This is a genomic window from Streptosporangium brasiliense, assembly GCF_030811595.1.
GTDB lineage: Bacteria > Actinomycetota > Actinomycetes > Streptosporangiales > Streptosporangiaceae > Streptosporangium > Streptosporangium brasiliense.
Genome location: NZ_JAUSRB010000002.1, coordinates 6,638,378 through 6,659,300 on the forward strand (window position 1 = coordinate 6,638,378; position 20,923 = coordinate 6,659,300).

At 71.1% G+C, this 20,923-nt stretch carries 23 protein-coding genes; 10 read left to right on the plus strand and 13 right to left on the minus strand.

Features of this window, described 5'->3' with window-relative positions:
• Positions 1–22 precede the first annotated feature (22 nt).
• Positions 23–379: an ArsR/SmtB family transcription factor gene (locus J2S55_RS38880; RefSeq protein ID WP_306871537.1), complete on the minus strand. Its 357-nt coding sequence runs from the start codon at positions 377–379 to the stop codon at positions 23–25.
• A 140-nt stretch (positions 380–519) separates the two neighbouring features.
• Between J2S55_RS38880 and J2S55_RS38885 the strand changes: the two genes are divergently transcribed.
• Positions 520–1,485, plus strand: coding sequence for a cation diffusion facilitator family transporter (locus tag J2S55_RS38885; protein ID WP_306871540.1), 966 nt, complete (start codon positions 520–522; stop codon positions 1,483–1,485).
• Between the two features lie 70 nt (positions 1,486–1,555).
• Positions 1,556–2,779: an MFS transporter gene (locus J2S55_RS38890; RefSeq protein ID WP_306871542.1), complete on the plus strand. Its 1,224-nt coding sequence runs from the start codon at positions 1,556–1,558 to the stop codon at positions 2,777–2,779.
• Here J2S55_RS38890 and J2S55_RS38895 read toward each other — a convergent pair.
• Positions 2,697–3,275, minus strand: coding sequence for a TetR/AcrR family transcriptional regulator (locus J2S55_RS38895; RefSeq protein WP_306871545.1), 579 nt, complete (start codon positions 3,273–3,275; stop codon positions 2,697–2,699). The two genes, J2S55_RS38890 and J2S55_RS38895, sit on opposite strands and share 83 nt — an antisense overlap.
• A gap of 112 nt (positions 3,276–3,387) precedes the next feature.
• Here J2S55_RS38895 and J2S55_RS38900 point away from each other — a divergent pair, with 112 nt between their 5' ends.
• Positions 3,388–4,041: a class I SAM-dependent methyltransferase gene (locus J2S55_RS38900; RefSeq protein WP_306871548.1), complete on the plus strand. Its 654-nt coding sequence runs from the start codon at positions 3,388–3,390 to the stop codon at positions 4,039–4,041.
• A 151-nt stretch (positions 4,042–4,192) separates the two neighbouring features.
• On the opposite strand, the gene J2S55_RS38905 is transcribed toward J2S55_RS38900, so the two are convergent.
• From J2S55_RS38905 to J2S55_RS38920, 4 genes are all read right to left on the minus strand, one after another.
• The gene (locus J2S55_RS38905; RefSeq protein ID WP_306871550.1) at positions 4,193–5,134 is read right to left on the minus strand and encodes a tyrosine-type recombinase/integrase; all 942 of its coding nucleotides are present in this window, start codon (positions 5,132–5,134) and stop codon (positions 4,193–4,195) included.
• Between the two features lie 199 nt (positions 5,135–5,333).
• Positions 5,334–6,503, minus strand: coding sequence for an MAB_1171c family putative transporter (locus J2S55_RS38910; RefSeq protein ID WP_306871553.1), 1,170 nt, complete (start codon positions 6,501–6,503; stop codon positions 5,334–5,336).
• 1 nt (position 6,504) lies between these two features.
• Positions 6,505–6,957, minus strand: a complete 453-nt coding sequence (locus tag J2S55_RS38915) for a M78 family metallopeptidase domain-containing protein (RefSeq protein WP_306871555.1) — start codon at positions 6,955–6,957, stop codon at positions 6,505–6,507.
• A 56-nt stretch (positions 6,958–7,013) separates the two neighbouring features.
• Entirely contained in the window at positions 7,014–7,478 is a 465-nt protein-coding gene (locus J2S55_RS38920) for a helix-turn-helix domain-containing protein (protein ID WP_306871558.1), read from the minus strand.
• Between the two features lie 121 nt (positions 7,479–7,599).
• Between J2S55_RS38920 and J2S55_RS38925 the strand changes: the two genes are divergently transcribed.
• Both J2S55_RS38925 and J2S55_RS38930 read left to right on the plus strand, forming a co-directional pair.
• Complete coding sequence (locus tag J2S55_RS38925; protein WP_306871560.1) at positions 7,600–7,890, plus strand: hypothetical protein; 291 nt, start codon at positions 7,600–7,602, stop codon at positions 7,888–7,890.
• A 41-nt stretch (positions 7,891–7,931) separates the two neighbouring features.
• The gene (locus tag J2S55_RS38930) at positions 7,932–8,240 is read left to right on the plus strand and encodes a hypothetical protein (protein WP_306871563.1); all 309 of its coding nucleotides are present in this window, start codon (positions 7,932–7,934) and stop codon (positions 8,238–8,240) included.
• A gap of 331 nt (positions 8,241–8,571) precedes the next feature.
• Here the strand turns inward: J2S55_RS38930 and J2S55_RS38935 are convergent, their stop codons facing one another.
• Entirely contained in the window at positions 8,572–9,165 is a 594-nt protein-coding gene (locus J2S55_RS38935) for a TetR/AcrR family transcriptional regulator (protein WP_306871566.1), read from the minus strand.
• Between the two features lie 51 nt (positions 9,166–9,216).
• Between J2S55_RS38935 and J2S55_RS38940 the strand changes: the two genes are divergently transcribed.
• Positions 9,217–10,017 (plus strand): SDR family oxidoreductase, encoded by an 801-nt coding sequence (locus J2S55_RS38940; protein WP_306871568.1) that lies wholly within the window; start codon positions 9,217–9,219, stop codon positions 10,015–10,017.
• Between the two features lie 166 nt (positions 10,018–10,183).
• Here the strand turns inward: J2S55_RS38940 and J2S55_RS38945 are convergent, their stop codons facing one another.
• Positions 10,184–10,792, minus strand: coding sequence for a molybdopterin-dependent oxidoreductase (locus J2S55_RS38945; RefSeq protein WP_306871569.1), 609 nt, complete (start codon positions 10,790–10,792; stop codon positions 10,184–10,186).
• A 182-nt stretch (positions 10,793–10,974) separates the two neighbouring features.
• Here J2S55_RS38945 and modA point away from each other — a divergent pair, with 182 nt between their 5' ends.
• On the plus strand, positions 10,975–11,772 hold the full coding sequence (modA, locus tag J2S55_RS38950; protein ID WP_370879742.1) for a molybdate ABC transporter substrate-binding protein: 798 nt from the start codon (positions 10,975–10,977) through the stop codon (positions 11,770–11,772).
• Between the two features lie 154 nt (positions 11,773–11,926).
• Entirely contained in the window at positions 11,927–12,163 is a 237-nt protein-coding gene (locus tag J2S55_RS38955; protein ID WP_306871573.1) for a hypothetical protein, read from the plus strand.
• 138 nt (positions 12,164–12,301) lie between these two features.
• Here the strand turns inward: J2S55_RS38955 and J2S55_RS38960 are convergent, their stop codons facing one another.
• Positions 12,302–13,090: an inositol monophosphatase family protein gene (locus tag J2S55_RS38960; RefSeq protein WP_306871574.1), complete on the minus strand. Its 789-nt coding sequence runs from the start codon at positions 13,088–13,090 to the stop codon at positions 12,302–12,304.
• Positions 13,091–13,183: 93 nt separating this feature from the next.
• The gene (locus tag J2S55_RS38965; protein ID WP_306871577.1) at positions 13,184–16,330 is read right to left on the minus strand and encodes an AfsR/SARP family transcriptional regulator; all 3,147 of its coding nucleotides are present in this window, start codon (positions 16,328–16,330) and stop codon (positions 13,184–13,186) included.
• 140 nt (positions 16,331–16,470) lie between these two features.
• On the opposite strand from J2S55_RS38965, the gene J2S55_RS38970 reads away from it, so the two are divergent.
• Entirely contained in the window at positions 16,471–17,616 is a 1,146-nt protein-coding gene (locus tag J2S55_RS38970) for a serine hydrolase domain-containing protein (RefSeq protein WP_306871580.1), read from the plus strand.
• Between the two features lie 159 nt (positions 17,617–17,775).
• Here the strand turns inward: J2S55_RS38970 and J2S55_RS38975 are convergent, their stop codons facing one another.
• On the minus strand, positions 17,776–18,177 hold the full coding sequence (locus tag J2S55_RS38975) for a MerR family transcriptional regulator (protein ID WP_306871582.1): 402 nt from the start codon (positions 18,175–18,177) through the stop codon (positions 17,776–17,778).
• 79 nt (positions 18,178–18,256) lie between these two features.
• Between J2S55_RS38975 and J2S55_RS38980 the strand changes: the two genes are divergently transcribed.
• Positions 18,257–19,450 (plus strand): MFS transporter, encoded by a 1,194-nt coding sequence (locus J2S55_RS38980; protein ID WP_306871585.1) that lies wholly within the window; start codon positions 18,257–18,259, stop codon positions 19,448–19,450.
• Positions 19,451–19,525: 75 nt separating this feature from the next.
• On the opposite strand, the gene J2S55_RS38985 is transcribed toward J2S55_RS38980, so the two are convergent.
• Positions 19,526–19,822: a hypothetical protein gene (locus J2S55_RS38985; protein ID WP_306871588.1), complete on the minus strand. Its 297-nt coding sequence runs from the start codon at positions 19,820–19,822 to the stop codon at positions 19,526–19,528.
• A 2-nt stretch (positions 19,823–19,824) separates the two neighbouring features.
• Entirely contained in the window at positions 19,825–20,880 is a 1,056-nt protein-coding gene (locus J2S55_RS38990; RefSeq protein WP_306871590.1) for a serine/threonine-protein kinase, read from the minus strand.
• Between the last annotated feature and the right edge of the window lie 43 nt (positions 20,881–20,923).

Consider the following 20,923-nt stretch of genomic DNA (forward strand, 5'->3'; position numbering starts at 1 on the left):
CGGTGGGCGTCACCCGGCCCGGTCAGTCGTGGCGGGGGAGGCCGGAGACCTCGTGGTCGGCGTGGAAGAGGGCCTCGTTGATGATGGCTCGGACGTGGGCGTCACGGGCTCGGTAGAGCACGCGGCGGCCGTCGCGCCGGGTCTGCACGAGACCGGCCAGGCGGAGTTTGGCCAGGTGCTGGGAGACCGATGGCCGGGCGACGCCGATGGCGGCCGACAGGCTGCTGACGTCGTACTCGCCGCTGGACAGCAGCCACATCAGGCGCAGCCGGGTGGCGTCGCTGAGCATCCGGAAGGCTTCGACAGCCGTGTCGACCTGCGCGCTTGTCGGTTGCTCTTGCGACTGTGACGCACCTGATTGATTGTCGCGTGCATACATGACTACATATAATCCCGGCAATTTGGTCACATGCAAGCGAGAGGTACGCGATGGCTGAGGTTGGTCCCCCACAGCACGGTCACGGCCATGGTCACGGACATGGGCATGGGCATGGGCACGAACAGGGCAGGCGGTTGCTGTTGAAGCTTCGCCACGTCATCACCCCGCACAGCCATGACAGCGCGGACAAGACCGACACCGCGCTGGAGTCCAGCAGCCGCGGCATGCGTGTCCTGGCCATCTCGTTCGCCGCACTGACGGTCACCGCCCTCGTACAGGCCGTCATCGTCGCGCTGTCCGGGTCGGTGGCGCTGCTGGGCGATACGCTGCACAACTTCGCTGACGCGCTGACCGCGGTGCCGCTGGCGATCGCCTTCTCCCTGGGGCGGCGGGCGGCCACGCGCCGCTTCACCTACGGCTACGGCAGGGCGGAGGATCTGGCCGGGGTCGTCATCGTGCTGCTGATCGGCGCGTCGGCGGCGCTGGCCGGTTACGAGGCCGTCAAGCGGCTGATCAACCCGGCCGACATGCAGGCGCTGGGCCTGGTGGCCGCCGCCGGCGTGGTCGGGTTCCTCGGCAACGAGTGGGTCGCCCGTTACCGGATCAGAGTGGGGCGGGAGATCGGCTCGGCGGCGCTGGTGGCCGACGGTCTGCACGCCCGTACCGACGGCTTCACATCGCTGGCCGTGCTGCTGGGGGCTGGTGGGGCGGCGCTCGGGTTCCCGCTGGCCGACCCCATCGTGGGCTTGCTGATCACCGTGGCGATCTGCTTCGTGCTGCGCGATGCCGCCCGCGAGATCTACCACCGGCTGATGGACGCGGTCGCCCCCAAGCTGATCGCCCGGGGGGAGGAGATCCTGGCGGCGGTGCCCGGAGTGGAGCGGGTCGGGGCGGTACGGCTGCGCTGGGTCGGTCACGCGCTCCGGGCCGAGGTCGAGATCGGCGTGCGGCACGACGCCTCGCTCATCGAGGCGCACGCCGTGGCGGTGGAGGCCGAGCACCGGCTGATGCACGAGCTGCCGCGGCTACGTGCCGCGATGGTGCATGCCGACCCGGACGGCCCGGCCGGTACCGATCACCACGCCGTCCTCCTCGCGCACCGATAAGACCAGGTAAGGGCTGTTTTGTCGGTCGCTTGTGCCAGGATGACGCGCTGGCGAGTCGGGGGGAGCGCGCATGCTGAGATCTTTGCCGGTGGCGGCCAGGACGCTGGTGTGGGTGCGTGTCCTCAACGCGCTCGGCGCCTACGCCCTGTCGTTCCTGGCGGTGCTGACGGGCCCTGAGCTGGCCGCGGTGGCGCTGGCCTTGTTCGGGGTCACGGCGCTGATCTCGCGGTGGGTGGGGGCGTTCCTGCTCGATCGGTTCTCGCCGCGCACGGTGCTGGCCTCCGGGTTGGTGGCGACCGGTCTGTCGCTGGCCGGGCTCGCGCTGGCCCATGGCCAGGTGCAGGTGCTGGTGGCGATCGCGGTGGTGGGTCTGGCCTTCGAGGTGTACGAGCCGGCGTCGCAGGAGCTGCTGGCCCGGGCGAGTACGGGAGAGCGGCGGCATCACACGTACGCGGTGATGGGGGTGGCGCTGTCGGCGGCCGGGGCGGCGGCGGGGCTGCTGGCGGCGGGGCTGCTGCCGCTGGGAGTGCGCTGGCTGGTGGCCGCCGACGCGCTCACCTGCCTGGTGGCGGCGGTCGTCGCGGTGGCGTTTCTGCCCCGCGAGTCTGGCCGGGGCGGCGGTCGCGGTGAGCGTGGGCGAGCGGGTGGGCGGTGGCGGCCCCCGGTGGCGCTGATGCGGCTGACCGTGGCGGGCACCGCGTTCGCGGTCGGCTCCCTGGCGGTGATGATGTATCTGCCGCTGGCGCTGCTGGAGCGGGGCGCGCCGGCGTGGCTGCCGGGGCTGGGGCTCGCGGGCGCGGCGGTGCTGGCTCCGGTGGCCTTGTGGCCGTCCCGGCGGCTGCTGGCCGGGCGGTCGCATGTGGTGATCCTCGGCGTCGGCACGGTGCTGCTGGGGATGCTCGCGCTGGTCATGGCTGTCACGGCCAGTCCAGCGGTGACGATCGGTGCTTACCTGGCCTGTACGGTGGCGAACACTGTGCTGCTGGGTCGCTGGCAGTCCGCCGTGGCCGACGCCGCGCCTGAAGCCGATCGGCCGCGCTGGTTCGCTTTCCAGGGATCGTCGTGGGGCGTGGCGCAGCCGGCCGTGCCGCCGCTGGCCGCGCTGGCCGGCACCACGGCCGGAGCCATGGGGGGCGGGCGCCTTCCTGGCAGCCGGCGTGGCCTTCCTGCTGGTGCCCTTCATGCTGCGCCGCATCGCCGCCTGACCTCGATCACGGCTGCGCCGCCAGCGCCCGCACGCCAGGAACGACAGCGGCACGAAAGGCCGCCTCCAGCTCGGCCGCAGTGGCGCTGATCTCCCCATCGACCCATTTGGCCAGCATGGCCATGAACGCCCCGACGACGCAGGTGACGACCAAGTCCAACCGCGTGGATGCCCGCACGCCACGGGCGAGCAGTTCGTCACGGACGACTGCCTGCAGGACCTGTTCGCCGTGGGCCATCACGGCCCGGCCGCTGCGCCGGCCGAGCAGTGCCCGCACCAGGTCCCGCTGGTCGTGTACGTGCTCGAACATCGGCCTGGCGAAGGCGAACAGCGGGCCGTCGGCACTGGGCACCGCGTGCAGGAACGTCAGCTCATCCAGGTTGGCCAGCAGCACCGCCTGTTTGCTGTCGAAGTGCGCGTAGAAGGTCGAGCGGCCCACGTCGGCGCGGCGGATCAGGTCGCTGACGGTCACCTGGTCATAGCCCTTGTCCAGGATCAGCTCGATCAGGGCGCGCTGGATCGCCTGCCGGGTACGGCGCACCCGCCGGTCGACGGTGCCCGCCGGCGGGCCGGAGTTCGTGGCCACTTCACCGCCTGGTGTTCAGTACCGCACAGTCGGGCGGCACATGCTTGTTGACCCGCCATGTTATCGGCCGCACCATACGTAACCGAACAGGTTGTTCGGAAGGAGACATGGAATGGGACTGGGCAGACTGCTGCATGCTCACGCAGAACACGCGGATGCGGGTGGAACGATCGACCGCCCACGCGGCTACGAGGTCATGGCGGAGGTCGGCTTCCTCGGCCGGCGAAGGGAGACCTTCACCAGGCTGGCCGCGTTGTCCGGAGCGCGGCCGGGTGACCGCGTCGTCGACGTCGGCTGCGGCACCGGCTACCTGACCCGGATCATGGCTCGCCTCGTCGGCCCGGACGGACAGGTGACGGGAGTGGACCCTTCCGCCGCGGTCGTCGAACACGCCCGGCGGCGCGCCGCCGCCAACTGTTCCTACCTCGTCGGCGAAGGCCAGGCGATGGACCTGCCCGACGCCTGTGCCGACGTGGTGGTCTCCAGCCTCGCGGTGCACCACATGCCGGCCGCCGCGCGCGGCACGGCCATCAGGGAGATGTTCCGCGTGCTGCGGCCCGGCGGGCGGCTGCTAATCGCCGAGTTCCGCCCGCCCGCCAATGCGCTGCTCGCCCACCTGGTCGCGGCGCTGACCGGGCCCGCGATGCGGCACAACGCGCACGACCTGCTCGGTGACCTCATCCCGCAGGCAGGTTTTCAGGTCCTGGATACGGGTGACCTGCCGGTGATGCTCTCCTATGTCCGAGCGCGCCGCCCGGCCGCTTAAGCGTCCAGGCGACCACCACTGGTTGATCATCATGACGAACCGCAGGGCGGCCGTCGAGCAGCACCCGCCGGTCCTCGTCCGCGACCGGGCACCGAGCAAGGCGCCGCCGAGGTGCTGCGGACGTGCGCCCGACCTCGTCACCGGGTAATGGTCAGGATCGGCGGCGCGCTGCCGGGTCTCGCCCCTCCTGCCAGCGCGCCAGCGCATCCGGCGACACGCGGGCATAGCGAGCCAGCGATGCCACCGACGTGTGCCCGGAGAAGGCCAGCAGGGTGGAGGTGTTGGCCCCGTCTTCGGCAGCGTGCGTCAGGGCACTATGACGCAACTGGTGCAGCGTCCACGGACCCGCCGGCAGCTCACGGGTGGCCTGCTCGAACAGCTCGGCGGCACGCCGGTAGGACAGCCGGGCCCGGCCGCTGCCCGGGTCTAGGTCGCCCGGAGGCAGGGGGACACGGGCGCGGCGGCCGGTGAGGAAGACCGGTCCGGCACGGCGGCCGTCCAGCAGGCGGGGCAGAAGGCGGGCGGTGGCTGTGCGCCAGACGATGACGTCGACCGCACCGCCCTTGCGCCGTACCCTGGCCCGCCGGTTACGCAAGTCGAGCTCATCGACATCCAGGGCCAAGACCTCCTCGGTCCGGGCCGCCGACTCATACAGCAGCCGCCACAGCGTCCGCTCACGCAGGGCCAGATTCGGGCGGGTCAGCAGCGCCTCGACATCAACACGGGCCAGTGCCCGGGTCCGGTCCGGGGTGCGGGGCCGACGGCGGATGCGGCGCAGCGGGTCACCCGCCAGCCAGCCCTGAACGCGCCACCAGGCGCAGACCGAGCCGAGCGCGTCCAGACGCGCGTTGGCCGTGCCCGCGGCCGAGCCGCCCCACCGATCGGCGAACCACGCGGCCACGCGGTCCGCGCCGGCCTCCCCCTCCAACTCGGCAAGGGCGGCATGCTCGCCGAACTCGGCGGCCAGGGCCCGGACCGCGACCGCGTAAGCGCGGGCCGTGTTCCGATTGGCGATGGTAGCCAGGAAGGCCTCCGCGGCCGTGCCGAGCCGGGGCACGCCCTCGCGGGCGTTGAGCCGGTGCACGGCCGCCACGGAACCTCCTCAGATCGCTATCGCAGATAAGCGCCGGGAGCCACGGGTGCCACGGTGAGGTGTTCTCCCAGGACGGGATCCAAGTTATCGCAGATAATGTGCCCCTATCTGCGATAGCAACACAAGATCACCGGCTGTCTTCGCCTACCGCCAAAATCCGATCCAATCCTCCCCGAAGGCCTCCAGGGCATGACGGCGTTCAGGCCGCTTCGGCGGGCATCGCGTAGGTCGCGCCGGCCCGTTTCCGGACCTCGTCCACCACCGGTGAGCTGGTGAACGCCGCCGACACCGCGCTCAGCCAGGCCGTCTCCGCGCCGATGCTGGGTACCGAGGAGGTGCGCGCGGCGGGCGCCTGCGGCCAACTGTGCCCGGACCTCCGGGCCACCAGCGCGGCGGCGACCTCGGCGGCCGCCATGGTCGGCCCGTCCTCGGCGGCGCCGTGCCGGCAGGCCGACTCGCGCACCCAGTCCGCCAGTTCGGGTGGCACATGCTGGCGCAGGGCCAGCAGTCCGTCCCGGATCTCGATCAGCTTGCGGTACAGCACGAACTCCGCGCCGCACCGGGCAGTCGGCGGCAGCGCGATCCTGGGCAGCGCGGCCACCAACGCCGACCACAGCGGCGTCACCGCGCGGACGTCGCGCCGGGCCGTCAGCCACCGCAGCGGCCGCTCCACCATTCCCTGCCAGGTGGTCACCACCGCGCCCGCGACCCACAACACCATTGCCACCAGCCCGATCATCCGGCTGGCCGGCAGGAAGTTGTCGCCGGGCAGGCCGGTCACCGACACCCAGAGCGTGGGAAGGCCGGAGTACAGGCCCCACACCACGGTCACCGCCGAGGCCGTCACGATCACCTGCAGTCCGGTGCGGAAGCTGCCGCGTGGGCACTGCCGGGCATGCCGGGTGAGCACCCGCATGAACATCGTGAGGCAGCCGACCGCGTATCCGACCAGCACCATCTGGTACCCGACGGTACCGAACCGCCAGTCGAAACCGGGAGTGTCCGACTGATCGACATGCAGCACCATGTCGACGAAGCACACCGCCATCAGCACCCAGCACAGCACCAGCGGCCACGACCGGGTGCGCGGTACGGGGGTCTGGGTGGCGCGGGCCAGCCGCATCAGGAAGTGCACGGCCAGCACCTGCAACGCGTTGCTCACCAGCCGGCACACCAGGGTCGCCGTAGGCGCCCCATGGGCGGACAGCAGTCGCACGGTCGGTTCGGCCGAGACCGTCAGCGCTGCCGCCATGCTCAGGAAGAACCCCAGCAGGTATCGCATCCCGGGGCTCAACGGGACGCGCCGCGCGGCGGCCAGCTTGCCTGCGCTGATCAGCACCAGCATCCCGGCCGCGAAATAGCTGATCACCTCAGTCACCGGGGCCGAACGCCGAGTGCAGACGTTCCAGCTCGCTGCTCACCGGTTCGGCGGGCACACCGCGGCGGGCCTTGTGCATGATCAGCGAAGCGACCATCTCCGCCTCCTGCTCCTGCCGTTCGGCGTAGGTGGTGCGGCCCAGCACCCGCCGTACGAGTTCGACCGGAAGGTTCGGCATGAGCACCGAGGAGACCGTCTCGTCCAGCCCGCCGGAGCCCGCGTGGCCGCACAAGAGGTGGCCCAGCTCGTGCATCAGGATGTGCTCCTGGTGCAGGGGGCTGGTGTCGGCGGTGTAGAAGACGTAGTCGGTCCGGTCGGTTGCCGCGAGCACGCCGCACGGCCTGCCGGGCTGTGCCGCCAGCGGGATCAGCTCGATGGGCCGACCTCTTCTGGCGGCGAGTCCGGCGACGAGCGTGGCGACGTCAAAGGGATCCGGTATATCCACAGTGGACACGATCTGCGCGCAATGTCGCCAGAGCGCGTTTCGCCGGTACCGCAACCTCACTCCCCCGGTTTGCGACCGTGCGCCTCCCTGGCGCCGCCCCGCTGCGCCTCGCGGCGCTCAATGGCATCGATGATGTCGGCGACCGTGCCGAGGCCCTCCTCGGAGAGGTTGACCGCACGCAGCGCCACATCACGCACCGCGCTGTTGCGCAACGCACCGAGCAGCTCCAACTCCTTGGCGATCACCGCGCCCTGTTCGTCGTCGAAGAAGTAGGCGGGTGGCACCTGGAAGAAGGCGGCGAGGGCCTCCAGGTGCCGCTTGGTCGGGTTGTCCCTGCGGCCGGTGCGGAGCTGCCAGAGGTAGGTCGCGGAGAAGGTCTCACCGGTGCTCTCCCGGCAGGCCTTGGCCACCTCCTCGTGGCTGTGCTGCTCGCCGTTGGGGCGACGGACCACCTGGAACAGGTGGTCGATCCGGTCGCTGAGCGTGCCGGCCACCGGTGCGCGGTCCTGCTCGTCGGTCATCTGCGCCTCTGGAGGATAGGCGGCGACATCAACTGATATGAATGATCGAGAGGAGGTCATTCATATCAGTTGACATCACCGTGGTGCGTGACTAGCTTGTGTCTTGATCATATTAGCTGAGATGAATGAGAAGGGGGGGTGGATGAAGAAGATGCTGGGTGCCGCCGTACTGGCCGCCGCCGCGATCGCGATCGCGGCGGGACCGGCGTCGGCGGAAGTCGGCTCGTTCACCGCGACCGCCATGGACACGAGCCATAGCGGCGCGGTGAGCAGAGCGGTGAACTACGCCTACGGCAAGGCGGCCGTGGCCGGATTCCTGAGCTCGCAGTGCTACGTGAGCAGCACCAGTGCGAGGGCCAGCGACATCCCGGGCAGCTGGTTCGGCACCGCGACGGTGTACTGCCAGCGCTGAACCCTGGTACCGCAACCACACGACAAAAGGGGTCTACAGGAATGCGTTCGATCGTTGCTCGCGGTTTCGTCGCCGCGATGATCACCGGCTTCACTGTCCTCGCTCCGGTCGCGGCGTTCGCCGCTCCGGCCGCGACGGGGCAGGCGAGCGTGCTCGAGGAGCGCGGCTTCAACGGCATGGCCCTCGAGAACAGCCCCAAGGAGGCCAAGCGCGAGGCGGAGAAGGACGCCCGCCGTCAGGCGCTGATCTCGGGCTTCAGCAACGAGCAGTGCGTGCTGCTGTTCGCCGACTCGTCCCGGCTCGGGCCGGGCTACTACTGGGGCAGTGCCTCCATCCGCTGTACCCGCTGATACCGGCGGTCACGGTTGATACCGGCGGTCGCGCCCGTGCCGCGCCGCTGACCACCGTCAATCGCCCGGAGGAGGCCCCCGGCCCGCCTCCGGGCGATTGCCCTGTCTGCTCACGGCGTACCGGCGGCAACGATCGCGTCGGGGACGCCGTACGCAGCCGTCTCCGCCCCGAGCTCCCGCCAGGGCGGCAGCCCCACCGGCGGCATCACGCGTCCCAGCCGCTCGGCGAACCACCCGTAGTCGACGATCCCGGCCGTTCCGCCGGCCTACGGCCGGGTTCCGCTGGACCACCCCGCTCGCCGTCCCCCTGTTGGCGGACGGATCCGCGCTTTCAGAACGCGGTGTCGAAGGCTGAGGTCAGGGCGTGGCGCATGAGGGTGGGGAGATCCTGCCGGCCGTCACCTTCAGCCCAGCGGATGAGAGCGACATGGGTGGCGGCCAGGCATGCGGCGGCCGTGCTGCGGACACGGAATTCCAGGTCGGGATCGGTGGCGCCGGCGCAGAGGGTGTCGGCGATGGCGATCTCGGTGGCGTACTGGCTGTCCAGGTGGCGGGCTTGCAGGGCGGGTGTGGAGATCATCAGGTGGAGGCGGGCGAGCAGGAGGTCCCGGTCGGAGTCGACGGCCGTCGCGGCGGTCTGCACCAGTGCCCGGCCGATCCGCTGACGCAGCGGCTCCTGCTGCTGCTGCTGTGCCGCGAGCGTCGCCGCGGTCTCCCGGTCGTACTCGTCGTAGAGCACCAGATCCTCTTTTGTCGCGAAATGCCGGTACAGGGTCATCGCGGACACCCCGGCCGCCTGTGCGACGTCGTTGATCGTGGTCGCGTCGTAGCCCCGTGCCATGAACAGGCGGACTGCGTGCGCCTGTAGCGCGCGCCGGGTCTCTGTCCGGCGCCGCTCGCGCAGGCTTGTCGGTTCCTCTACCATCCGGTACAAACTATCACGCTGGTAGTTACTAACATGTTTGCGAGGCGCGCAATGGGACGGCTGACAGACAAGACAGCACTGGTGACCGGGGCCTCACGCGGTATCGGACGGGCGGTCGCCGAGCGGCTCGCCGCCGACGGGGCCCTGGTCGCCGTCCACTACGGAAAGGACGCGGCGTCGGCACAGGAGACGGTCGAGCGGATCGAGCGGGCCGACGGGCGCGCATTCCCGATCGGCGCGGACCTGGAGGCCGAGGGAGCCGTCGATGCGCTGTTCACCGAGCTGGAGGCCGGCCTGGCCGGACGGCGCCTGGACATCCTGGTCAACAACGCCGCGGCCGCCCCGGCCGGTCCGATCGAGACCGACACGGCCGAGCAGTTCGACCGGCTCTTCGCGGTGAACGTCAAGGCGCCCTACTTCATCATCCAGCGCGCGCTCCCGCTGCTGGCCGACCGCGGACGCATCATCAGCGTCTCCTCGGCCGTCACCCGGATCGCCAACCCCGCGCAGACCTCCTTCGCCATGACCAAGGGCGCGGTGGAGACCATGAGCCGCACCCTCGCCCTGGCACTGGGCGAGCGCGGCATCACCGTGAACGTCGTCGCACCGGGCGCGACCATGACCGAGGCGAACACCTCGCTGTTCCCCCCGGAGGCGGCGGCGTTCCTCGCCGGGCAGGCGGCGCTGGGGCGAGTCGGCCGGGCCGAGGACGTGGCCGACGCGGTGGCGCTCCTCGCCTCCGACGATGCCCGCTGGGTGACCGGGCAGGTGCTGGACGCCAGCGGCGGGCTCCATCTCGGGGCTCGGGTGGCGCTTGCCGCGCCGGCCGTACAGGAGGAGGAACTGCCGTAGGGCAGCGCTGCGGCCGGGGCACGGACGGGCTCGACGAGATGGCGAGCCGGGCCGACGCGGTCGGCGTCGCGGCCGTCTTCCACAGTGCGGACCTTGTTCTGCCCGGTCTGGACGGAGTCGAGGCCGCGCCCCGGCCGAAGGGACGTCAAGCGCGCGGAGCGGGCGGTCAGGCCGGATCGCCTACATACAGGCGCACCACGCCGCTGACGTAGCGGCCGCCCTTGACGTCGCCGGGCACCACCAGGCGTGGTCCCTCCTTGTCGAGCTTGGAGCCGTCCTGGGCGACGGCGAGCAGGACCTTTCTACCGGAGAAGGCCGCATCGAGCTCGGCCCAGGCCACGGTGGCGCGGTAGCCGTCGGAGCCGGTGGCGGTGACGAACAGCCGCAGGTGCGCGTTCTTGGCGCCGGCATCGATGCGGGGTTTGGCCGGCTTCAACACCTCGGACAGCAGCGGGCCGGTGAAGGTGTGCTTTTCCGGGCCGTGCGAGGTCTCGTAGCGCACATGCACGGTGTGCTGGGGCAGGCTGCGCAGCCGGGCGACGGTGAAGGAGCGCGGATGGTCCACGTGCCCGCGGATCTTGACGGTGACCGCCCTGGCGGAGGCGGTGCCGGTGACGGCCTGCTGGATGGAAGACGGGCCGGCAACCACGGTGGGCGCGGCAGCGGCTGCGGTGGCGGGCGTGAGCGCGACCAGTAAGGCGATCGCGGTCGCGGCCGCCCCGCGGCGCGGAGAACCGGCCTTCGCGGAGGGTTTCTGAGATCTCGTGGATGCCATGGAAGAACCGTAGGACATGCTGCCATTGCAATGGAAGGTGGGTATTCGGGCTGGAATATGCGAGGGGTATGGTGAGGGTTTGTCGGGGGTGGTGGCGGTCGCCGTGATCAAGTCCACCAACGTCGTCGTGGAGATATCCGGTCACGAACGTGTGGCCGGTCACTTGTGAGGAGCCCCCTTTGGTGTTCAGACGTCTTTCCCGGTGGACGATCGCCCTGCCCGTCGCACTCGCGCTGGCGGGTCTGTCCGGGTGCGGGTCCGGCGGATCAGCCACGACCTCGGCGTCGGCTTCCGCGGCCGGTGGCGGGGCCAAGGAGGTGACGGTGTTCGCGGCGGCGTCGCTGACCGGCACGTTCACCGAATTCGGCAAGACCTTCGAAGCCGCGCATCCAGGCACGACGGTGAAGTTCAACTTCGGCTCCAGTGCCACGCTGGCCCAGCAGATCACCCAGGGCGCGCCGGCGGACGTGTTCGCCGCCGCCAGCCCGGCCACCATGAAGACCGTGACGGACGCGTCGCTGGCGAGCGCGCCGACCACGTTCGTGCGCAACAAGCTGCAGATCGCCGTGCCCGCCGACAACCCGGCCAAGGTGGACGAGATCAGAGACCTCACCGATCCGAAGGTGAAGGTGGCGCTCTGCGCCGAGCAGGTGCCGTGCGGCGCCGCGGCGGTCAAGGCGCTGGACGCGGCCGGGTTGAAGATCACCCCCGTCACGCTGGAGCAGGACGTCAAGGCCACCCTCACCAAGGTCGAGCTGGGCGAGGTGGACGCGGCGCTGGTCTACCGGACCGACGTGATCGCCTCGGCCGGCAAGGTGCAGGGCATCGCGTTCCCCGAGGCGGACAAGGCCATCAACGACTACCCGATCGCCACGCTGACCAAGGCACCCGCTGGTGACCTGGCCAGGCAGTTCGTCGACCTGGTGCTGTCACAGCAGGGCAAGGACGCGCTGACCAAGGCCGGCTTCGAGGCTCCCTGACCCGCATGGTCACTCCCGCGCGCCGATCCGGCGGCCCCGCCCGGCGGAGCCGCCGGACGCGCGACGTCCTTCGGGAAGCGTCCGGGCTGTTTGCCATGGCGCCGTACCGCTCGCGGCCGGACGGCAGCCCCCGAGAGACCCACGCCTCCCCCGCATGAACGAGCTCTCGCCGGCCGGCCACCACGACCGCAACGCCATCTGTCTCGGCGGCCCCTGCCACGGCCTGCTCACCCACGTCGACCAGGACATCGGCATCCTTACCGTCCCCGTCCCGCGCCACTCGCCCGACCAGCCTGAGATGCACGCCCGCTATCGCATCACCCGGGAGCGGGTCCGCTACTGCGGCCAGGCCGAGCCGTACGTCGCCCTGCACTGGGCCGACCCGCCATGAGGCGGCTCGGCGGCGCGCGCCGTGATCTCGTCTGAGAGCCCGCGGCCGACCGGGGCCCTCCATCCGTCCGGAAACCTACGTCCAGGAAGTAGGGGCGGCTGTCGTCCCAGGGCCTTTCGGGCAAGCCCACTTCCGGGACTACTGGTTGCGGATCAGGTCCAGCAGCGCCGCGTGGGTCTCCTGGTCGGCCGCCACGACGAGCCCGCCTGCGCCGGCGTGCGGCGGCCGTCCGTCGAGGCCGGTCACCACGCATCCGGCAGCCCGGCACAACGCGATCCCGGCGGCGAAGTGCACGCTGTCATGCTGTCGGCCGTCGGTGACGTAGGCGGCTCGCCGACCGGCGGCGACCCAGGCCACGGCCAGGGTGGTGGAGACGACGCGCGGGCGGAACCGCTCGGCGAACCCCGGCTCGGCGAGCAGGGCGGCAGCACGGAAAGCGGGCGAGTTCGGGAACGGCGGGTCGAGGTTGACGTCCACCAGCCGTGAATCGGGCGACGGTCGGAGCGGCCCGTCCAGGCCGTCGCGGCGGACGTAGGCGTGGACGCCGTCGGTCCAGAACACCTCCTCGGTGAACGGGTCGGCCGAGGCCGCCACCGTGATGTCCGATCCCACACGCAGGGCGACGTTCACCGCGACCAGCATGCTGTGCGCGGTGTAGTTCAGCGTTCCGCACAGAGGGTCGACCAGCCACACGCGCTCCGCCCCCGCCGGACCTGTACGCCCGCTCTCCTCACCGATCACGGCATCGCCGGGCCGGGCGGCGCCGATCGTGTCAAGGATGGCCTTCTCCGCTTCCACGTCGGCGACCGTGGCGAAGTCACCACCGGATTTCTCCAGGCGCGCCAACGATGTGCCGAACATGGTGCGCACGACGGCTGCTCCCGCCTGCGCTGCCGTACAGGCCAGCTCAACATCTGTGATCAGCATGGGTCGCAGGATAGACCAGGCGAGATCGGCCGCCACATGACGCCGGGCCGGTTGCCGGCCGTGAGGGCCCGGCGGCGGATCCGCGCAGCGCTGTCAGCCGGGCAGCGCTGTCAGCCGGTCGGTGGCCTCGTGGGGTGTCAGGTCGGCGCCCCGTCGGTAGGCGGTGTCGTAGTCGGTACGGCCGAGCCGTTCCGCGATCACCTCCGCGAGGGAGCGCAGTTCGGTGTCGCCGTGGTCGAAGGTGCCGCGGATGGCCCGGCTCAGGCCGAGCGCGGTGGCCGCGCCGGCCGGGTCGTCCTCCAGGAACAGCAGCCGGGCCAGGAGCTGGGCGGCCCAGGGGGTGTCCATGCGTGCCTGCGCCGCCTGCACGGCACGGGGCAGCAGCTCGCGCGCGGGTGCGGCGTCCCCGGCGGTGAGGAGGTTCGCCGCCCTGGCGGGTACCAGCAGGTTCTCAATCGTCTCCGCCGTAAGGCACAGCCGGCGGGCGAGTGTCTCCATCCGGTCGAGTTCCTGGTCGGCCCGTTCGATCTCGCCGGAGCGGCGATACAGCTCGGCCAGGCTGCCCAGGACCTCGATCTCCAGCACGGGCTGACCGCGCTCACAGGCCGCTCGTCCGGCGGTTTCGATGTCGTGCCGGGCGCCGGTCAGGTCGCCGGCGCGCATGCGTTCGGTGGCGAGCCCGAGCCGGGTCGAGACCTCGTCCTGCGAGCCGAGGTCGGTGGCGATCGCGATGCTGTGCTCGTAGGCGGCGATCGCCTCGTCGTGTTCGCCACCGATGGCGTGGATCTGCGCCAGGCCGTACAGCGTCTTCGCCGTCCACCAGCGGTCGCCCGCCTCCTCGAACACGTGCAGCGCCGCTGCCATCGCGGTCGCGGAGCTTTCCCGGTCGCCCCGTCCGCGGTACCGCATGGCTTCGATCATGAAGGTGCAGGCGATCGCCCAGCGGTCCGAGCCGCTGCGCACCCGGGCGACCTCCTGGTCGACCAGCTCGTCCAGCCCGACTGCCGCCGCCACCATCAGCGCTGTCGTCAGCAGCATCGGATAACGCCGCAGCGCGTCCGTGTGCGCGCAGTCGTCGATGAGCGCGCGCAGCCGCTCGGGGTCGGTGACCGGCCCGCCCTCGCCGGCTACCAGGTGGATCGCGGTGAAGGCGGCCCGGGCGTCGGCGGGCAGCGCGTCGCCGAACTCGGCGACCTTGGCGACGTAGGCATCGGCCCGAGCGTCGTAGCGGAGCATGACCCAGTACCAGTACAGCGGGCCGAGGAGGCGGGCCGCCGCATCGGCGTCGCCGGTGTCGATGGCCGTTTGCAGGGCGAACATCAGGTTGTCGTACTCGGCCTGGAACAGCCGCAGCGACTCCACCTGCCTGTCCGAGCGCAGCAGCGGCTCGTGTTCCTCGGCCAGGTCGGCGAAGTGCCGCACGAGCCTGCGCAGGACGGCTCCGGCCTCCCCCGCGAGGCGGAGCTTGTCCGCCGAATGGGCTCGGATGGTCTCCAGCATCCGGTAGCCGTCGCCGGCCCGCTCCACGATGGACTTGTCGACCAGGGAGTCCAGCAGATAGACGACCTCGCTCGCGGGGAGCGTCTCGTCCGAACAGACCGCCTCGATCGCGGCGATCCCGGTTCTCGCCAGAAAGATCGACATTCGGCGGGCCAGCGTCCGTTCTTGGTCGGTGAGGAGGTCCCAGCTCCATTCGATGACCGCATGGAGTGTCCGCTGCCGCGGCTGAGCGGCCCGGTTACCGGTGCTGAGCAGCCGGAAGCGGTCATCCAGCCGCCGGGCGAGCTGGTCGGCGCTCATGGTCCGCAGCCGCGCCGCGGCCAGCTCCAGGGCCAGCGGCAGCCCGTCCAGCCGGCGTACGATGTCCACGGTCGTGGCCGCGGTCGGCGCGTCCAGCGTGAAGCCGGGCTGTACGGCTGCCGCGCGATCGAGGAACAGCCGCACCGCGGCCGACTCGCCGGCCCGAGCGGGATCCGCGTGCGCCGGCGGCAGTCCGAGCGGGCCCAGACGGCACAGCGTCTCACCCATGACTTCCAGCGGTTCCCGGCTCGTGGCCAGGATGGTCAGGTACGGCTGGCGCTCCAGCAGCTGCCCGGCGAACTCCGCGACGGGGCCGGAGATCTGTTCGCAGTTGTCAAGCACCAGCAGACCTTCGTCACCGGCGAGCAGGTTGGCCACCCGCTCCAGCGGGGTGCCGGACGGCCGGGCATCGGCGACACCGAGCGTGCCCAGCACCGCCTCGGGCAGCCCGTCCGCCGTGGTCACCCCGGCCAGGGGGACGAGCCAGACCCGGCCACGCCGATGGGCTCGATGCCGGCTCACCGCCTCCACGGCCAGCCGGGTCTTCCCCACGCCCCCAGGGCCGACAACGGTGACCAGCCGAGAGGTCTCCAGCGACCCGGCCAGCGATCCCAGCTCCGCAGCCCGGCCGACGAAGCTGGTCAACTGGGCCGGCAGGCGTCCCGGCACCGCCTCCGGCCGGGCCTGTTCCACCTCGGGGATCTCCAGCTCGCCCCGCAGCACGGCCAGGTGCGTTCTGCGCAGTTCCTCGGACGGGTCGACGCCCAGTTCCTCGGCGAGCGTGCCGCGGACCTGTTCGAACACGGCCAGCGCATCGGACCGGCGGCCTGCCGCGTGCAAGGCCCGCATGCGCAATCCGGCCAGCCGTTCGCGTAACGGGTGGCCGGCGGCCACCGCCGCCATGTCGGCCAGGATCTCGTCGTGGCGGCCCAGCCGCAGCTCCGCCTCGAACCGGTCCTCGATCGCCGCGACGCGCAGCTCCTCCAGCCGCGCGCCGGCCGTACCGGCGAAGGGGGCGTCGCGCACGTCGGCCAGCGCGTCTCCCCGCCACAGCGCCAGCGCCTCGTCCAGCAGCGAGTCCGCTCGCTGTACGGCGCCCGCGGCCAGTTCGCGACCGCCCCGCTCCGCCTTCTCCTCGAACCGGTGGGCGTCGACGTCCTCGGCGCGTACGTGCAGGCGGTATCCGCCGGCCGCCCTCTCCACGGCCCCGGCCCCGCCCAGAGCCCTGCGCAGCCGATGCACCAGCCCGTGCAGTGCGTTGACGGTGCCCCCGCGCGGATGCTCCCCCCACAGGCCGTCGACGAGTGCGTCGACCGACACCGTCTCGCCCTCGGCCAGTGCCAGCCGGGCCAGCAGCGCGCGGACCATGACGCCGCCGACATCGATCGGCGCGCCATCGTCGGCATAGGCCCGGACCGGTCCCAGCACCTCAATCCGCATGCCCAAAGGCTATGAGCACAAAGACGCGCGCGTGCCGCTGAAAGTGGCGCCATGCCGGCTGAAAGAGCGTTCCAAGAGGCATGTAAGCGCCGATGGACACCGTGGAGGACGTACGGAAGAAACGTCCGAAAGGCAGTGCAATGGCAGCGCACGAGAAAATGCAGCAGGTGCTCGACTGGGCGGTGGACGAGGTCGGCGTCCCCGGTATCGTCGCCGACGTCAAGGACGGGGACCGGACCTGGTCCGCCACCGCCGGCGTGGCCGACATCCAGACCGGCGCCCCACGCCTGCCGGGGGAACACCTGCACACCGGCAGCAGCGGCAAGGCCTTCACCGCCGCCGTACTTCTGGCCCTGGAGGCCGAGGGCAGGCTGAGCATCGACGACGCGGTGAACAAGTGGCTGCCCGGCGTGCTGAACGTCAACGGCTACGACGGCGACAAGATCACCATCAGGCACCTGCTCAGCAACACCAGTGGTCTGTTCTCCACCGGCCTGGCGGCGGAGGTGGCCCACCGATACGCCACCCGCTCCGGGTTCCTCCAGCATCGCTTCGACGGATTCACCACCGAGGAACTGCTGAGGGTGGCGGTCTCCCAGCCGCCGGTCGGTGAGCCCGGCGAACGCTTCGAGTACTCCAACGGCGGCTTCCACCTCGCCGGGGCGATCATCGAGAAGGTCACCGGCAGCAGCTACGCCGAAGAGGTCGAGCGCAGGGTCATCCAGCCCCTCGGCCTGACCCACACCCGCGTGCGCTCCGCCCAGGACACCGGATACCCCGATCCGTACCCGCGAGCGTACTCCAACCTGTTCTTCAGGGACGGCGTCGACCCGGCGACGGCCACCCCTGAGAACTGGGAATCGCTGATGGAGGATCCCGGCCTCCCGTCCCTGGACGTCACCGAGTTCAACTCCTCCCTGGCCTGGTCGGCCGGCGACGTCGTCTCCACCACCGGCGACATGATCCGCTTCGTCAACGCGATGGCCAGCGGCAGCCTGCTGCCGCCCGCCCAGCACCGGCAGATGTGGACCACGGTCTCCACCGAAGGCAGCTACTGGATGCCGCACACCCGCTACGGCCTCGGCGTGTTCGAGTTCGATCAGCGGGCGACGGGCGGCCGGGCGCTGCGCGGCGTCGGCGGCAGCCTCTGGGGATCCTGGTTCTTCGCGGTCGGCACCCCTGACGGCCGGCACGCCGTCACCGTCCACACCAACACCGAATGGAAGACCTGGGACCTCATGTTCAAGATCATCAATGCGGAGTTCGGCGTCTCCATCGCCGCGTAAGCGCGCGACATCGCCGCGGTCGCCGTCCGTGCCCTTCTCGATCGGTGTGTCGGCGAGGCATATGCCCTGACCGGGCCGGAGGCGCTGACGAAGGTCGGTCTCTCCGGGCGTCAGCGGATCGTCGGGGCGCTGGATGCGGGCGAGCCGGGGCCGGAACTCTCACAGATGACCATTTATGAGAACCGCTTCGTTCATGCGCCTGGTGACGTCGGCCGGGGCCGCGGCGATGACGTCATTGAGCGTGTTCATGGAGGTCTGAAGGTCGGTGATGATCCGAGCGATGCGGTCGCGCTCTCGGTGGAGGTCGGCGAGCAGGTCTGAGCAGGTGGGGACGAGACGGTCGCCGGTGTCCCGCAGGCACGGCAGGACCGTGGTGATCGTTGAGGTGTTCAGACCGGCGGCCAGGAGGCTGCGGATGCGGCGGACGACGGCAACGTCCTCTTCGACGTATTCCCGGTAACCGCTGGGACGCCGCTGCGGGTGGAGCAGGCCCTGCTCCTCGTAGTAGCGCAGCAGGTGCACGGCCACGCCGGTCCGCCGGGACAGCTCGCCGATGCGCACAAGAACCTCCGGATGGCCGCGCGGACCTTGGCTGCCCGACTTGACTCTCATATTGATGTGAGACTTTAGCGTCTGCAGCATGAACGTGAACAAGGGTTTCGCGACGCTCGCGGCATTGTGCGCGAGCGTCTTCGTCGTGGGTACCTCGGAGTATCTGATCTCCGGGCTGCTGCCCCAGGTCGGAGCTGATCTGGACGTCTCCGTAGGAACCGCTGGACAAGCGGTGACCGCATACGCGCTCGGAGTGGTGGTCGGAGGGCCCGTCATGGCCCTGCTGACCGCGCGTCTGTCACGCAAGGGGCTCGCCGTCGGCCTGATGGCGCTGTTCGCGGCAGGCAGCGCGATCAGCGCCCTGGCGCCTTCGTTCGGCCTGCTCCTGGTGGGCCGCGTGGTGTCCTCGCTCAGCCACGCCGCCTTCCTGGCTCTGGCGCTGGTGACGGCGGCCCGGGTGGTCCCGGCCGAGAAGACGGGCTCGGCCATCGCCACCGTCGCCTCCGGCTTCACCGTGGCCACGCTCCTCGGGGTGCCCCTGGGGGCGCTGCTCGGGCAGAGTGCCGGATGGCGGGCTCCGTTCGCTGTACTGACCGCTCTTGCCGTGGCGGGCACCGTTCTCCTGGCCGCGGTGCTGCCCCGGCAGGAGGTGCCGGCAGCGCGACTGCGTGACGAGATACGCGTGGTGGCGCGTCGGCCGGTCATGCTCGCCATCGCCACTACCGCGGTGGGTTTCTCCGGGGTCGCCACAGTGTTCACCTACATCGCCCCGCTGCTGACCTGGGTCTCCGGCTTCTCCGCCGCGGCGGTCTCAGGTCTGCTGCTCGCCTACGGCGTGGGCAGTTTCCTCGGCAATCTCACCGCCGGAAAGCTGACCGACAAATCGATGAGCGCAACCGTACGCGGGGTCTTCGGCGGGTTGACGGGGACGCTCCTGCTCATTCCGTTCGCCGCGGTGTGGCAGCCCACCGCCGTGGCCGCGGTCCTGGTGCTCGGCCTGCTCGCCACCGCGACCATCGCCCCGCTGCAGGGACTGATCCTGCGCCACGCGGGCGCCGCTCCGACCCTGGCCGTCTCCGCCAACGTGGGCGCCTTCAACCTGGGCGCCGCAGCCGGCTCGGTCATCGGCGGCACGATCGTCGCCGTCGGCGCTCTGCGCTGGACCGGCCTGGCGGGCGCGGCGCTGAGCCTGATCGGACTGGCCCTCACCTATCTCGTCCTGCCCCGGACACGGACGGCGCAGGACGCCGAACCCGAAGTCTCCACCCTCACCGCCGCCTGATTCCCCGTCCATTCGCCCCGCAAAGGAGGTCGCCATGCACGCGATCCAGATCGCCAGCCACGGCGGGCCCGGCCGTCAGGGGCGCCGGGCTCGGCGCAGCTCCTGCACGCCGGTGACGATGCCGAAGGCGATCAACCCGGCGAGGTAGGCGATGACGCCGAAGACCAGGCCGTTGCCGTCGACGTGGTCCCACTGGGTGATCAGCAGCACACCGACGCCCACGCCGAGCACCGGCTGCAACGGCAGCAGCGTCACGGCCAGCAGGAGGCGGTGCCGCGCCAGGAAGGTGCGGCCCCGGACGGCGATGACCCGGGCGGTGACGGCCACCGCTGCGGCGGCGAAGAGGACGGCGAGCATCAAGGGGAAGTCCATGCTCAGCTCCGTCTCGCCAGCAGGCGCAGCACCAGCGCGATCGCGCCGCCTGCGGCCAGGCCGGTCAGGATCGTGGGCCAGAACGGCAGGCCGTCCGTCCCGGGAACGGGGATGTCCGGCCACTGCCGGGAGTCAAGCTCCGCGGCGATCAGGAAGACCACCGCGGCGGCGAGGGTCGTGATGATCTGCGCCGCGAAGGCCAGGCCCCAGGGCCGCTCGCCGGCCGGGTCAGGCTCCTGGACCCGTGTCACGACCTGCGGTCCGGGCGGCGCCTCCTCGCCGACGATGAGCCGCACCAGCCCGCTCGCGTCCGGCCGGTGGCGCGGCTCCTTGGCCAGGCACGCGACCAGCAGGCCGCGTAACTCCGGCGGGACGCCGGTCAGGTCGGGCTCGTGGTTGAGGATGCGGTTGAACACCGCCGGCATGCTGTCCTGGCCGAACGCCGGCCGCCCGGTCGCGGCGAACACCATGGTGACCGCCCAGGAGAACACGTCCGACTCCGGCCCCACGGCCGCGCCGCGCAGCTGCTCGGGTGACATGTACGGCGGCGTGCCGACCACGGCGCTGGACTGCATGGTCGTTCCCTCCAGCACGCGGGAGATGCCGAAGTCGATGACGCGCGGCCCGTCCGGCCCGAGCAGCACGTTGCTCGGCTTGAAGTCGCGGTGCACGATCCCGGCCTCGTGGATGGCCTTCAGCGCCGCCGCGGTGGCGAGCATCAGGCGCCGCGTGCCGCCGGCGGCACGCGGCCCCTCGCGGGTGATCAGCTGCTGGAGCGATTCGCCGGGGATGTACTCGCTGACGATGTAGGGCTGGTTGCCCTGGACGTCGGCGTCCAGGATCTGGGCGGTGCCGAACGGCCCGACCCGGCGGGCCGCCTCCACCTCGTGCAGGAAGCGGCGGCGGTTGCCGGCGTCGTGGGCCAGCCTGGCGTGCAGGAGCTTGATCGCCACCCGGCCGCCCGACGGGTCGACACCGAGGTAGACCGCGCCCTGCCCGCCTTCGCCCAGCAGCCTCTCCAGACGGTAGGGGCCGACGTGGGAGGGTTCGACGATCATGCACCTTCTTATATCAGGCGGGGGCAGAGTGGGCCCGCGGGAA